Genomic DNA, 12,760 nt, shown 5'->3' with positions numbered 1-12,760 from the left:
GGAGTGTCTATATGGGGATGATCGCACCGCGCCCACCACGCGTTGCATGGGCCCGCGCACAGGCCAGCCGCGCGTGGGGCGATGGTTGACGCGACCTAGCTAACCGGCGGGCCGCAGCGGCGCCAGGTCGGCTCGATGCTGCCCGAGGCGGCCTGGGCGATCACCATGTTCTCGCCGCGCAGCGTGAGGTCCACGCGGCCGCCGGCACCGGGCTCGCCGGCCGGGGCGGTGTAGCTGAATCCATGTCGCGTATACTCGCCGGCCATGCGCACGCCGCCCGGCGAGACCAGGCTGGGGCCCTGGATCGTCATGCGCAGTCCGCCTTCGGTGCACCAGTTGCCGTCGATGGAATCGGCAAGCGCCGCCGGCGCGAAGGCCAGGATGCCGGCCAGCGCGAGGGGGATGGAACGGTTGAGCTTCATCTCCATGCCTCCTTGGAAACCGGGAGCAGGCTAACCGAGGCGTTCCGGCCGCGCATCACGTTTTCTCGCGGTCACGCCCGCAGCGGGATGACGCGCTCCATCCGGCAGCGCACGCCCTCGCCCTCCTCGAAGGCCTGGGATGCGGCCGGGGTGACCACGAAGAGCACGCCGGCCGCGGTCTCGATCTCGTATTCGCGGGTCTGGCCGAGGAAGGCGGCGCGCTGGATGCGGCCGGGCAGGCCTTCCCCGTCCGCCGTCACTGTCACGGCTTCCGGGCGGACCGCGAGCTCCGCCGGGCCGGCGGGATGGTCGCGCATGCGCGTGTCCAGCGCGACGCCGCCAAGCGCGATGCGGTTCGGTCCAAGCACCTCCCCCTTCAGTACGTTGGCCTCGCCCATGAAGTCCGCGATGAAGGCGTCCGCGGGGTCTTCGTAGAGCTCGGTCGGCGTGCCCATCTGCGCGATCCTGCCCGCGCGCATGACGCAGACGAGGTCGGAGACGGCCAGCGCCTCCTGCTGGTCATGCGTAACGTAGACCACGGACAGTCCGAGCTTCTTCTGGAGGTCGCGGATGTCTTCCCGCACGCGCCGGCGGAGGCGCGCGTCGAGGTTCGACAGCGGCTCGTCGAACAGCAGCACCTTAGGCCGAAGGACCAGCGCGCGGGCGACGGCGACGCGCTGCTGCTGGCCGCCCGAGAGCTCCGACGGCAGGCGGTGGCCAAGGCCCTCGAGCCCCAGCGTCTTCAGCATGGCCTGCGCGTCGGCCTCGGCCGACTGCTTGCGCGCGCCGTTCACCACCAGGCCGTAGGCCACGTTCTCCAGCACGTTCATGTGCGGAAACAGCGCGTAGGACTGGAACACCATCGCGATCCGGCGCTCGGCGGCGGCCAGCCGCGTGACGTCCTTGCCCTCGATCGTGATGGTGCCGTCGGTCGGCAGCTCGAGCCCCGCGACGAGCCGCAGCGTCGTGGTCTTGCCGCAGCCGGACGGGCCGAGGAGCGTCACCAGCGATCCCTGCGGCAGCGCGAAGCTGACTTCATCGACCGCGCGGACGGTGCCAAAGGCCTTGGTGACGCGGTCGAAGACGATGGCGCTGTCGGACATGCGTTAGGCTCCGGCCCGCACGGGCGTCGGTGCGGGCGCGCTGCGCGTTGCAGTCGTGGCGCGCCGGCCGATCTGCGCGCGCCCCACGACCTTCTCGATGCCCAGCACGATCGCCAGCATGATGAAGATCAGGATGGTGGAATAGGCGATGGCCAGCGCCATCTCGCCGGCCTCGACACGGCCGACGATGTAGACGGTGGCCAGGTTGTGCTGCGCCGAGACCAGGAAGATCACCGCCGAGATCGCCGTCATGGCATGGACGAAGCTGAACGCCAGCGCGGTCACGATGGCCGGTCGGACCAGCGGCAGCACGACGCGGCGCAGCGTGTCGACGGCGCCGGCGCCCATGGTCGCACTCGCCTCGTCCAGCGACTTGTCGATCTGCGCCAGGGCCGCGATGCCGCCGCGCACGCCGACCGGCAGGTTCCGGAAGACGAAGCAGAGGATCAGGATCAGCGCCGTGCCCGTGAGTTCGACCGGCGGGACGTTGAAGGACATGATGTAGGACACGCCGACGACCGTCCCGGGAATGGCGAAGGACAGCATCGTCAGGAATTCCAGCAGGCGCCGCCCCCGGAAATCCTGCCGTGCGATCAGCCAGGCCAGCAGGATGCCCATCCCCGCGGTGATCGGGGCGGAGATCGCCGCGACCTCGATCGTCGTCAGCAGGCTGTCCCAGGCCGCACCGCGGAGTGCGGGGCCGTTCTGCCACTCGATCTCGAAGGCGGTGATGATGTGGCGCCAGGTGAAGCTCATGTCGCCGCGGCCGATGTCGCGGACAAAGGCACCGACCAGGATGATGCCGTAGACGACCGCGGTGAACGCCATCCAGGGCCAGACCACCAGCGAGGCGCCAAGCTTCAGCCCCTTCGGCAGCGGCGCCGGTATGCCGGAATCGCCCTTGCCCGTGACGGTGGTGTAGCGCCGGCGACCTAGCCACAGCGCCTGTAGCGCGAAGGCACCGAAGGTCAGCGCCAGCAGCAGGATCGCGAGCGCCGCGGCGCGGCCGGGATCGTGGCGCGCGCCGGCGATGGCGAAGAAGATCCGCGTGGACAGCACGTCGAAATCACCGCCAAGCACCAGCGGGTTGCCGAAATCGGCGAGCGATTCCACGAAGCCCAGCAGGAAGGCCGCGGCCAGCGCGGGCTTCAGCAGCGGCCAGGTGACGGTGCGGAAGATGGTGAAGCGCCTGGCACCCATGGTGGCCGAGGCTTCCTCGAGGCTCGGCGAGATCGCGCGCAGCGCGCCGTCCAGCAGCAGGAAGGCGATCGGCGCCTGGGCCAGCACCTGGGCCAGCAGCACGCCGGGCAGGCCGTAGATCCAGCGCGTGCGCGGGATGTCGAGCCACATCCAGAGCCAGTTCGTCACGATGCCCGTGCGCCCGAACAGCACGATCAGCGCCATAGCCACGACGAAGGGCGGCGTGATCAGCGGCAGGATCGTCATCGCGCGGAAGATCGGCGCGGCGCGCACGCCGCCGCGCACCGCGAGCAGCGCGAAGAACAGACCGATGGCGGTGGAGATGGTGGCCGTCAGCGTCGCCAGCAGCAGCGTGTTCCACACCACGCCGCAGCCTTCATGCGTGGTGACGCAGGCCAGGCTCCAGGCTTCGTGCGCGGTCAGCCGCGCGGCCGCGGCGCCGAGGGAGAAGGTCTCTCCGTCGTAGACGGCCGAGGCGAGGATGCGCGCAAGCGGCGCGAAGACGAACAGCACCAGCAACAGCGCCGATCCCGTGACGAGAAAGGCGATGAAGGCATCGGCCCGGAAGCCGCCGCGAGCTGCAATGCCGGCCGACAGCAGCCCCGTCGCACCGACGAGTGCCAGCAGCGCGCCCCAGCCGAGGGAGGGCTGCGGCGGCGGCGATCCCAACAGCGGAGCGAGCCACTGCCATTCCAGCCCGCGCAGCCCGATCGCCTCGCCCATGGCGAAGGTCCAGGCCAGGATTCCGCCGCCCGCGATCGCGAGGATCGTGCCCGGCGTCCGCCCCTGCGCCAGCGGCAGTGCCGCCACCAGCAGGAATCCCACCACCGGCCACAGCCACCAGCGCGCCCCATTCAGCAGCAGCGCGGCCAGCGGCGACGCCGAGCCGCCCGGCCAGGCCGACAGCTCGGCCATGCCGTTCTCCAGCCCATGCCAGGGCAGCAGAAGGACGCCGAGCGCGGCGCAGATCAGCGCCGCGCGGCCCAGGCCGAGCGCACCCAAGACTAGGTTACCGCGATCCCGAGCGGACTTCCCGGTCCCAGCGTGTGATCAGGGCGTTGCGGTTGTTGGCGTCGCCCCAGCGCGCGAAGTCGTAGTCGATCATGCGGATGTTCTCGAAGCGCGGTGCCTGCGGCGGGATGGGCGCGTTGCGGTTGGACGGCAGCTGGTAGGCTTGCGCCTGCACCGCGATGCCCTGGGCTTCAGGCGTCAGCGCCCAGTCGTAGAAGCGCCGCGCCTGGTCCATGTTGCGCGCGCCGCGGATGATGGACATGGAGCCGATCTCGTAGCCCGTGCCCTCGCAGGGCGCGACGAGCTCGACGGGCGCGCCGCTTACCTTCTGCGTAACGGCATCGTGCAGGAAGGTGATGCCGACCAGCGTCTCGCCGGTCGCGACCGCGCGGGCGGGCGCGGCGCCGCTGCGGGTGTACTGGTTGATGTTCCGGTGCAGCGCGCGGAGGTAGGTGAAGGCCTGGTCCTCGCCCATGATCTGCACGAGCGTCGCCAGCATCGTGTAGGCCGTGCCGGAGGTGTTGGGGTCGGCCATCTGCACCTCGCCGCGGAATTCCGGCTTGATCAGGTCGGCCCAGCAGCGCGGCGCGGTCAGGCGGCGGCGCTGCAGCTCCGGCTGGTTGTAGGAATAGCCGAGCGCGCCGGCATAGATGCCGACGGTGCGGTAGTTGGTCTGGCGCGCCTGGCTGTTCGCCCAGTCCGTCAGCTGCTCCAGCATCGGCGATCGGTACTCGACCGTCAGGTTCTCCTGCGCGGCCTGCATGTGCGGGTCGCCCGTGCCGCCCCACCAGATGTCGCCGCGCGGGTTGGACGCCTCGGCCCGGATCTGGGTCAGCGTCTCGCCGGAGGAGCGGCGCGTCATCGCGACGCGGATGCCGGTCGCGCGCTCGAACCCGGCCATCATCGGGCGGCACCATTCCTCCTGCACGGAGCAATAGACCGTCAGGTTGCCCTGGGCGCGCGCGGCGCCCGGGACCAGCACGGCGAGCGCGCCGGCGACAACGGCACCGAGCAGGCGGCGGGGTGGGCGCATGTCTTCTTCCTCCCTGTATCAGTCGCGTAGTGAAGCGCGCGCGAGACGCGCGCTCAAGCCTCCAGCAGGGCGTTGAGCCGGGGGCCGAGCGCCGGCGCCGCGATGCACACGGCGTTCCCGCTGGCCAGCCAGTCTCCGCTGTCGAAGTCGCTGGTCCAGCAACCGGCTTCCCGCGCGATGGCAAGGGCGCCGCAGGTGTCCCAGGAATTGATGTGCAGCTCGAGATAGCCGTCGAGTCGCCCGAGCGCCGTCTCGATCAGCCCGAGCGTGCCGGAGCCCGAGGAGCGCACGCCGGCACCGAGCGCCATCACCTCGCCGGCGAGGGCGATGAAGGCCTCGGGCGGGCGGCGGAGAGACCAGCCGACCTCGATGGTGGCGCGGGAGAAATCGGGCGTGTCGGCCGCGCGGACCGGCTTTCCGTTCAGCGTGGCGCCGCAGCCCGTCGCGCCGAGCACGATCTCCTCCGGCGCATGGCGGCCGATGGCGCCGAGCACCGCCCTGCCGTCCAGCGCCATGCCGATGGAGACGCACCAGCGCGCGCCACCGCGCGCGAAGTTCGACGTGCCGTCGATGGGATCGAGGATCCAGAGTGGGCCGTCCGCGGACAGCGTGCCGCCGGCTTCCTCGCCGAAGATCGGCTCGCCGGGGAAGAGGCGGCCGACCTTCTCTCGCAGGTAGTGCTCGGTCGCGCCGTCGGCCTCGGTCAGGAAGTCCTGTGCGCCCTTCATCTTGGTGGCGGCCATGCCGTTCTCACGCATGCGCTGTGCGAGAACGGCGGCGTCGCGCGCGATGGGGGCGACGGTGTCGAGGCGGCGCCGAAGCTCGGCGGCGTTCACGTGTAGGCGCCCATGACGTTCTGGTCGAAGTCGATCAAGGCGCCGGTCATCATTTCCGCGGCGTCCGACAGCAGGTAGATGGCAAGGCCGGCGAGGTCGCTCGGCCGGATCAGGCGGCCGAAGGGCTGCGCGGGCTCGGCGCGCTCCAGCCAGTCCCTGGGGTTGCCGTCCTTCTGCTGGATGACGTGCTCCCCCGGCGTGTCGGCCCAGCCGAGATTGATCCCGTTCACGCGGATCCTTAGCGGCCGCAGGCCGAGCGCGGTGTTCTTGGTCAGCGTCGCCAGCGCACCCTTGGACGCGGAGTAGCCCGTCAGGAAGGGCTGCCCGCCATGGCTCGACATGGTGATGACGTTGACGATGGAGCCCGGCCTACCCGCATCCTTCAGCCGCCGCGCCACCGCCTGCGTCAATTGGAAGGGCGCACGGGCATTGATCGCGAAGAGCCTGTCCCAGAGCTCGACCGGGGTGTCGAGGATGGTGCCGCGGTCGGTCAGCCCCGCCGCGTTGACCAGGCCGTCCACCACGCCGAGCGCGGCTTCGGCCTGCGCCACGATTCCCGCAACGGCCTGCGCATCCGCAAGGTCAGCCGCGACGAAATGTGCGCGCGCGCCGAGCGCCTGCAGCTTGCCCACCACCACCGCGCCGCGTTCGGCGTTGCGGCCGGAGATGCAGACCGCGGCCGCGCCTGCCTCGGCCGCCGCCAGCGCGCAGCCCTCGCCGATGCCCTGGGTGCCGCCTGTGACGAGGATGGTGCGGCCGTCGAGCCGTACGTTAGGCAGGACGCTCATACCTTCACCGGCGCGCCGGTGCGCAGCGATTCGAAGGCGGCGTCGGCGAGCACCAGCGCCTGGCGGCCATCCTCGGCGCCGACGGGCATGGGCGTCTCGTTCGTGACGGCATCGAGGAAGGCATTGAGCTCGATCCGGTAGGCGTCGGCGTAGCGTTCCAGGAAGAAGTGCAGCGGCTTGTCGGAGGACACCGCCTTGCCGTCGGCGAGCTCCACCGTCGTCGCGGTGCGGTTGCCCGCGATCAGCCGGCCGCCGCTGCCGAAGACCTCGACACGCTGGTCGTAGCCGTAGCTGGCGCGGCGGGAGTTGTTGATGTGGGCCATGCGGCCGGAGGCGGTCTTCATCAGCACCATCGCGCTGTCGATGTCGCCCGCGGCGCCGATCGCGGGATCCACCAGGTTGGCGCCATGCGCGAAGACCTCGACGGGCTCCTCGCCCAGCATCCAGCGCGCCATGTCGAAATCGTGGATTGTCATGTCACGGAACAGCCCGCCCGAGACCTTGATGTAGGCAACGGGCGGCGGGCCGGGGTCGCGGCTGGTGATGACCACCTGCTCTACCGTCCCGATCGCGCCTGCGCCGATGCGGCGATGGAGCTCGGCGAAGTTGGGGTCGAAGCGGCGGTTGAAGCCGACCAGCATCGGCACGCCGGCCTTCCTGACTTCCGCCAGGCAGGCGTCCACGCGCGCCAGCGACAGGTCGATCGGCTTCTCGCAGAAGATCGCCTTGCCCGCGCGCGCCGCGGCAATGACGAGGTCCGCATGCGTGTCGGTGGAACTCGCGATGATCACGGCGCCGACCTCGGGGTCGGCCAGCGCGGCCTCGGTCGTGCTGACCTCGGCGCCGTGCTTCGCGGCCAGCGCCTCGGCCGCTGGCGGGTGGACATCCACGATGTGCCTGAGCCGGGCGCGACCACTGGCGGCGAGGTTGCCGGCATGGATCGCGCCGATGCGGCCGGCGCCGAATTGTGCGAACAGGAGCATGGCGTTTTCCGTGAGCAGCCGCTTGCGGGCGCTGTCATCAAACCGTAACACAGGGGACGCCCGGCGAGAATCCCCGGGCGAGGAGGAAGCATGGCCAGTCTACGCCTGACCGCGGCCGAGGCCACGGTCCGCTTCCTGGCGGCGCAGCAGACGGAGATCGGGGGTCGCACCCTGCCGCTCTTCGGCGGCGTCTGGGCGATCTTCGGGCATGGCAACGTCGCGGGGCTGGGGCCAGCGCTGCATGCGCATCGCCGCGCGCTGCCGACCTTCCGCGCACACAATGAGCAGGCGATGGCCCATGCCGCGATCGCCTACGCGAAGACGCATGCGCGGCGGCGGATGATGGCCTGCACGACCTCTATCGGGCCGGGTGCCACCAACATGGTGACGGCGGCCGCCCTGGCGCATGTGAACCGCCTGCCGGTGCTGCTGCTGCCTGGCGATGTCTTCGCCAGCCGGCGGCCCGATCCCGTGCTGCAGCAGGTCGAGGATATCGGCGACGCCACCGTCTCGGCGAACGACTGCTTCCGGCCGGTGTCGCGCTTCTTCGATCGCATCATGCGCGCGGAGCAGCTGCTGGCGGCGCTGCCCGCGGCGCTGCGCGTGCTGACCGATCCCGCGGAATGCGGGCCCGTCACGCTCGCTTTCCCGCAGGACGTGCAGATCGAGGCGATGGATTTTCCCGAGTCGTTCTTCCGCAAGCGGGTCTGGCGGGTACGAGCGCCCGAACCCGATGCGGCGGAACTGCGCGATGCGGTGGCCGCGCTGAAGAAGGCGAAGCGCCCGCTGATCGTCGCGGGCGGAGGCGTGAAGTACAGCGGCGCGGAGCAGGCGCTCGCCGACTTCGCGGGGCGTCATGGTGTCCCTGTTGCCGAAACGCAGGCCGGTAAGGGAAGCCTCGCCTGGAACGCATCGGGAAATGTCGGCGCGATCGGCGTCACCGGCACTGCGGCTGCGAATGCACTGGCGCAGCAGGCCGACCTGATCCTGGCGGTCGGCACGCGGCTGCAGGACTTCACCACGGGATCGCGCGCGCTGTTCCCCAAGGCGTCGCTGCTCGGCCTGAACGTCGTGGCTTTCGACGCGTACAAGCACGGCGCGCAGCCGCTGGTGGCGGATGCCGCGCGGGGGCTGGCGGCGCTGTCGGGCGCGCTCGGCACATGGTCGGCCGAACGCCCCTGGCAGGAAAAGGCGGTCACCGCCATCGCGCGCTGGCAGCGCATAGTGGACAAGGTGACGGCGGCGCCGAAGCCGAAGGCCAACGTGCTGCCGACCGACGCGCAGGTGCTCGGCGCGGTCAATCGCGCCATGCCGGAACGCGGCATCGTCCTGTGTGCCGCCGGCGGCCTGCCCGGCGAGCTGCACAAGCTGTGGCGCGCGACCGACGCCGCGTCCTACCACCTGGAATACGGCTATTCCTGCATGGGCTACGAGATCGCCGGCGCGCTCGGCGCGAAGCTCGCAGCACCCGATCGCGAGGTCGTCGTGATGGTCGGCGACGGCAGCTACCTCATGATGAACAGCGAGATCGCAACCTCCGTCGCGCTCGGCGCCAAGATCACGGTGGTGCTGCTGGACAACCGCGGCTTCGGCTGCATCAACCGCCTGCAGCGCGGCACCGGCGGCGAGCCCTTCAACAACCTGCTTTCCGACGCCGCTCCCCTGGTGGATTTCGCCGCGCATGCCGCGGCCCTCGGCGCGGAGTCGGTGAAGGTCGCTGATGTCGCGGAGCTGGAAGCAGTACTCCCGAAGGCCTTCGCGGCGAAGCGCACCCAGGTCATCGTCATCGACACCGACCCGCAGACCGGCACCGCCGAGGGCGGCGCCTGGTGGGAGGTGCCGGTCACCGCCGCACCGTCCACCGCCGCGCAGAAGACTGCGCGCGCCAGCTACGAGACCAACCGCAAGCGCCAGGGTGCAGGAGCGTAACCACATGGCTGTCCGCCTCGGGATCAATCCGCTGACCTGGACCAATGACGACATGCCCGAGCTCGGTGCGGAAACGCCGCTCGAGACGTGTCTTGCCGAGGGCAAGCTCGCGGGCTTCGCGGGTTTCGAGCTCGGCAACAAGTTCCCGCGCGTCGCGTCGGAGCTTGGCCCGATCCTGGAGAAGCACGGCCTGGCGCTGGTCTCCGGCTGGTACGGCACGCGGCTGCTGGAACGCGATGTCGACGCCGAGATGAAGGAAGCCGAGCCGCATATCGCACTGCTGACCGCGCTGGGCTGCAAGGTGATGGTGCATGCGGAGGTTTCGCGCGCCATCCATGGCGAGCGCACCACGCCGCTGTCAAAGCGCCCGATCCTGTCGGAAGCGGACTGGGCGCTGCTGATCCCGCGCATGCAGGAATTCGGGCGGAGCCTGAAGGCGCGCGGCCTGCACCTCGCCTACCACCACCACATGGGCACGGTGATCGAAAGCCAGGCCGATGTGGAGCGGCTGATGGCGTCGACGGGTCCGGAAGTCGGCCTGCTGCTCGACACAGGGCACCTGACCTTTGCCGGCGGCGATCCCGTGAAGGCGGCCCATCAGCACGCGCAGCGAGTCGTGCATGTACACTGCAAGGACATCCGCGCCGACGTCATGAAGTCGGTCAAGGCGCGCGACCTGCCCTTCCTTGCAGCCGTGCTGGAAGGCGTCTTCACCGTGCCGGGCGATGGCTGCGTGGACTATTCCGCCGTCCTGCCACCTGTCGCCGCGGCGGGCTACGACGGCTGGCTGGTGGTGGAGGCCGAGCAGGATCCCGCCAAGGCGCATCCGCTCACCTATGCGCGCATGGGCCACGACAACCTGGCCCGCTTCGCGGCCGCCGCGTTCAAGTGAGATGAAGGAGGGCCGCCGGAAGGCATGAGCGAGCTACGCCTGCTGCTGCAACTCGCGGGTGAAGCCGCGCTGCTGTTGTGGGGCCTGCACATGGTGCAGTCCGGCGTGGAGCGCGCCTTCGGTGGGCGCCTTCAATCCATGCTCGGCATGGCGCTGGGCAGCCCGCTGCGCGCGATGGTCGCGGGGCTCGGCGTGACGGCGGCGCTGCAGTCCAGCACGGCGACCGCGCTGATGATCGCAGGCTTCGCCTCGGCCGGCGCGGTGGCGCTGGTGCCGGCGCTGGCCGCGATGCTGGGGGCCAATGTCGGCACGGCGATGATCGTGCAGCTCCTCTCCTTCGACGCGAGCTGGCTGTCGCCGCTGCTGATCCTGATCGGCGTGATCGCCTTCCGGAAATCGAGCCGCGCGCAGACCCGCGACCTCGGCCGCGTCGGCATCGGGCTCGGGCTGATGCTGCTGGCGCTGCACATGCTGGTGGGCACGCTGGCGCCGGTGGAATCCTCGCCGACCTTCGGCCGCGTCATGGCGGCGCTGGCGAACGACCCGGTGCCGAACCTGCTAATCGCCGCGGTGGTGGCCTGGGCCGCGCATTCCTCCATCGCCGGCGTGCTGTTCGTCGCGACGCTGGCGGGCAGCGGCGTGCTGGGGCCGGAGGCGGCAATGGCGATGGTCGCCGGCGCCAATCTCGGCAGCGCGGTCAATCCGCTGCTGCAGGGCGGCGGGCGGTCTGGCGACCGTGCGCGTCTGCGGCTGCCCGTGGGCAACCTGGTCAACCGCGTCGTTGGCTGCCTGCTGGTTATGGCGCTGCTGCCTACTATGACGGGCTGGATGATGGCGTTGGACGACGCGCCGGTTCGCTACGTCGCCAACGCGCATCTCGGCTTCAACGTCGTGATGAGCGCAATCTTCCTGCCCCTGCTGCGCCCGCTGGCCTGGTTGCTGGAGCGCGCGCTGCCCGACCGGCCCGAGCTGGACGAGGCTGCGCCGCGCTACCTCGACGCCGCTGCGACCGACATGCCCTCCGTTGCGATCGCGAATGCGCAGCGCGAGGTGCTGCGCATCGCGGACATGCTGGAACGCATGCTCGACATCTCCTCGCGCAGCTTCGAGGATGCCGGCCGCGACGCGCCGAAGCAGCTTGCGGAGATGGACGACCTGGTGGACCGGCTGCATCGCGCGGTGCTGGCCTTCCTGGCGGCGATCCCTTCGGACCAGCTCTCCGACCACGACGCGCAGCGCCTGTCGGAGATCCAGTCCTTCGCCATCGCGCTGGAGCACGCCGCGGACGTGCTGACCCGCGACGTGGCGCGGCATGCGACGAAGCGCGTGCGGCGCGGCGTGACGCTGGCCGCCGGTGACCGGCAGGACCTGGCCGCGCTGCACGACAGCCTGCGCGAGCAGCTTCGGCTCGCCGTCGCCGTCTTCATGATGGAGGACGCCGAGGCGGCGCGGCGCCTGGTGCAGAGCAAGGAACAGCTTCGCGCGACGGAGCGCGAGGCCGCGCGGCGTGCCGCGCAGGCCGCACCCCTGCCGCTCGGCGAACCCGGCGCCACGCCGGGCTTCGTGCTGGACGCGATCCGCGACCTGCGGCGCGTTGGCGGGCATCTCGCCGCCGTCGCGCATCCCCTGCTGGAACGGCGCGGCGAGCTGCTCTCGAGCCGGCTGGCGCCGGCGGGGAAGGGTTAGCTACTTCACCGCCTTCGCCAGCACCGCATCCACCAGCGTCGCCAGGTCCTTCGTCGCCAGCACGTCCTGGGTCAGTTCCAGGCCGCGATCCGCCGCCCAGTCCTGGCGCAGCGCGGTGGCCGGCGACTGCATGGGCTCGAGGCCCGCTTCCTCAATCGTCCGCACGACCTCGCGCACCTCCTCGGCGCGGCGGCGGCCATGAACCAGCGCGCGGCTCATCATGTAGCGCGCGAGCTGGGACCAGTCCGTGTCGATCGTGTCGGTCAGGCTCGCCAGCACCTGCTTCTCCACGCCGTAGCGGCGGGCGGTCAGCATGCCCTCGGTCAGCAGCGCCTCCATGCCCTTAATCAGGATGGACCGGCACATCTTCACCGACGACGCCCCGCCTACCTCGGCCGAGAACACCTCGACCGCCATGCCGAGGTCGCGCGCGATGGGTAGGAAGGCCTCGGCATGCGGGCCGCCCAGCAGCACGGGCGTGCGGATGCCCTTGGGCGGGATGGAGGCCATCACCGCGGCCTCGACATAGCGGCCGCCGGCGGCGGTGACGGCCTCCGCCGTCGCGCGCTTCGTCCCCGGCGAGACGGAGTTCACGTCCACGAACCACGGCGCGTGGCGCAGGCCGTCAGCGGCGGCCTTCGCGGCCTCCAGCGACGAACCCGCGGTGACGCTGTGGAACACCAGGTCGCATCGCGCGGCGAGATCCGGCGCCGATCCTACGACCACCACCTCCCGCTCCGCCGCGTGGCGCGACGCCTTGCTGCCGGCCGTCGCGAAGGCGATATCGAAGGCGGCGATGCTCGCATGCGCCGCCGCTTGCAGATCGCGCGCCAGGGTGCTGCCGACCTCGCCGAAGCCGATGAAGCCGATGCGCATG

11 protein-coding genes are annotated in these 12,760 nt (G+C 70.7%); 3 read left to right on the top strand and 8 right to left on the bottom strand.

Annotation, left to right across the window (positions count from 1 at the left end; translation table 11 throughout):
• Positions 1-95: 95 nt before the first annotated feature.
• The 7 genes from ACLF3M_RS17170 to iolG form a co-directional block, all read right to left on the bottom strand.
• Positions 96-422 (bottom strand): hypothetical protein, encoded by a 327-nt coding sequence (locus ACLF3M_RS17170; protein ID WP_430658180.1) that lies wholly within the window; start codon positions 420-422, stop codon positions 96-98.
• A 71-nt stretch (positions 423-493) separates the two neighbouring features.
• Positions 494-1,525, bottom strand: coding sequence for an ABC transporter ATP-binding protein (locus ACLF3M_RS17165; protein WP_430658179.1), 1,032 nt, complete (start codon positions 1,523-1,525; stop codon positions 494-496).
• 3 nt (positions 1,526-1,528) lie between these two features.
• Positions 1,529-3,727 (bottom strand): ABC transporter permease, encoded by a 2,199-nt coding sequence (locus ACLF3M_RS17160; protein ID WP_430658178.1) that lies wholly within the window; start codon positions 3,725-3,727, stop codon positions 1,529-1,531.
• A gap of 7 nt (positions 3,728-3,734) precedes the next feature.
• Positions 3,735-4,769, bottom strand: coding sequence for an ABC transporter substrate-binding protein (locus tag ACLF3M_RS17155; protein WP_430658177.1), 1,035 nt, complete (start codon positions 4,767-4,769; stop codon positions 3,735-3,737).
• Between the two features lie 53 nt (positions 4,770-4,822).
• Entirely contained in the window at positions 4,823-5,605 is a 783-nt protein-coding gene (locus tag ACLF3M_RS17150) for an inositol monophosphatase family protein (protein ID WP_430658176.1), read from the bottom strand.
• On the bottom strand, positions 5,602-6,393 hold the full coding sequence (locus ACLF3M_RS17145) for an SDR family oxidoreductase (RefSeq protein ID WP_430658175.1): 792 nt from the start codon (positions 6,391-6,393) through the stop codon (positions 5,602-5,604). The genes ACLF3M_RS17150 and ACLF3M_RS17145 overlap by 4 nt, the downstream gene beginning before the upstream one ends.
• Positions 6,390-7,376 carry an inositol 2-dehydrogenase gene (gene iolG / locus ACLF3M_RS17140; protein ID WP_430658174.1) on the bottom strand — a complete coding sequence of 329 codons (987 nt, stop codon included), beginning with the start codon at positions 7,374-7,376 and terminating at the stop codon, positions 6,390-6,392. Before iolG ends, ACLF3M_RS17145 begins: the two co-directional genes overlap by 4 nt.
• Positions 7,377-7,466: 90 nt before the next feature.
• Here iolG and iolD point away from each other — a divergent pair, with 90 nt between their 5' ends.
• The 3 genes from iolD to ACLF3M_RS17125 are packed head-to-tail and all read left to right on the top strand — an operon-like array spanning position 7,467 to position 11,883.
• Positions 7,467-9,305 (top strand): 3D-(3,5/4)-trihydroxycyclohexane-1,2-dione acylhydrolase (decyclizing), encoded by a 1,839-nt coding sequence (gene iolD, locus ACLF3M_RS17135; protein ID WP_430658173.1) that lies wholly within the window; start codon positions 7,467-7,469, stop codon positions 9,303-9,305.
• A 4-nt stretch (positions 9,306-9,309) separates the two neighbouring features.
• A complete protein-coding gene (iolE, locus tag ACLF3M_RS17130) occupies positions 9,310-10,197 on the top strand; it encodes a myo-inosose-2 dehydratase (RefSeq protein WP_430658172.1) in 888 nt (295 codons plus the stop codon).
• Between the two features lie 24 nt (positions 10,198-10,221).
• Positions 10,222-11,883 carry a Na/Pi cotransporter family protein gene (locus ACLF3M_RS17125; RefSeq protein ID WP_430658171.1) on the top strand — a complete coding sequence of 554 codons (1,662 nt, stop codon included), beginning with the start codon at positions 10,222-10,224 and terminating at the stop codon, positions 11,881-11,883.
• Here ACLF3M_RS17125 and ACLF3M_RS17120 read toward each other — a convergent pair whose 3' ends face one another.
• Positions 11,884-12,759 (bottom strand): DUF1932 domain-containing protein, encoded by an 876-nt coding sequence (locus ACLF3M_RS17120; RefSeq protein WP_430658170.1) that lies wholly within the window; start codon positions 12,757-12,759, stop codon positions 11,884-11,886.
• Between the last annotated feature and the right edge of the window lies 1 nt (position 12,760).

Origin of the sequence: Falsiroseomonas sp. HW251, assembly GCF_050563545.1 — a bacterium.
Taxonomy (GTDB): domain Bacteria; phylum Pseudomonadota; class Alphaproteobacteria; order Acetobacterales; family Acetobacteraceae; genus Falsiroseomonas.
The sequence above is the reverse complement of the archived record's forward strand: the minus strand, read 5'-3'. Positions and strand labels throughout refer to the sequence as shown.

Bases quoted from the DNA above. Each gene is read 5' to 3' on its own strand.
- ACLF3M_RS17170 (WP_430658180.1), bottom strand. From the start codon at position 422: ATGAAGCTCAACCGTTCCATCCCCCTCGCGCTGGCCGGCATCCTGGCC.
- ACLF3M_RS17165 (WP_430658179.1), bottom strand. From the start codon at position 1,525: ATGTCCGACAGCGCCATCGTCTTCGACCGCGTCACCAAGGCCTTTGGC.
- ACLF3M_RS17155 (WP_430658177.1), bottom strand. From the start codon at position 4,769: ATGCGCCCACCCCGCCGCCTGCTCGGTGCCGTTGTCGCCGGCGCGCTC.
- ACLF3M_RS17145 (WP_430658175.1), bottom strand. From the start codon at position 6,393: ATGAGCGTCCTGCCTAACGTACGGCTCGACGGCCGCACCATCCTCGTC.
- iolG (WP_430658174.1), bottom strand. From the start codon at position 7,376: ATGCTCCTGTTCGCACAATTCGGCGCCGGCCGCATCGGCGCGATCCAT.
- iolD (WP_430658173.1), top strand. From the start codon at position 7,467: ATGGCCAGTCTACGCCTGACCGCGGCCGAGGCCACGGTCCGCTTCCTG.
- iolE (WP_430658172.1), top strand. From the start codon at position 9,310: ATGGCTGTCCGCCTCGGGATCAATCCGCTGACCTGGACCAATGACGAC.
- ACLF3M_RS17125 (WP_430658171.1), top strand. From the start codon at position 10,222: ATGAGCGAGCTACGCCTGCTGCTGCAACTCGCGGGTGAAGCCGCGCTG.
- ACLF3M_RS17120 (WP_430658170.1), bottom strand. From the start codon at position 12,759: ATGCGCATCGGCTTCATCGGCTTCGGCGAGGTCGGCAGCACCCTGGCG.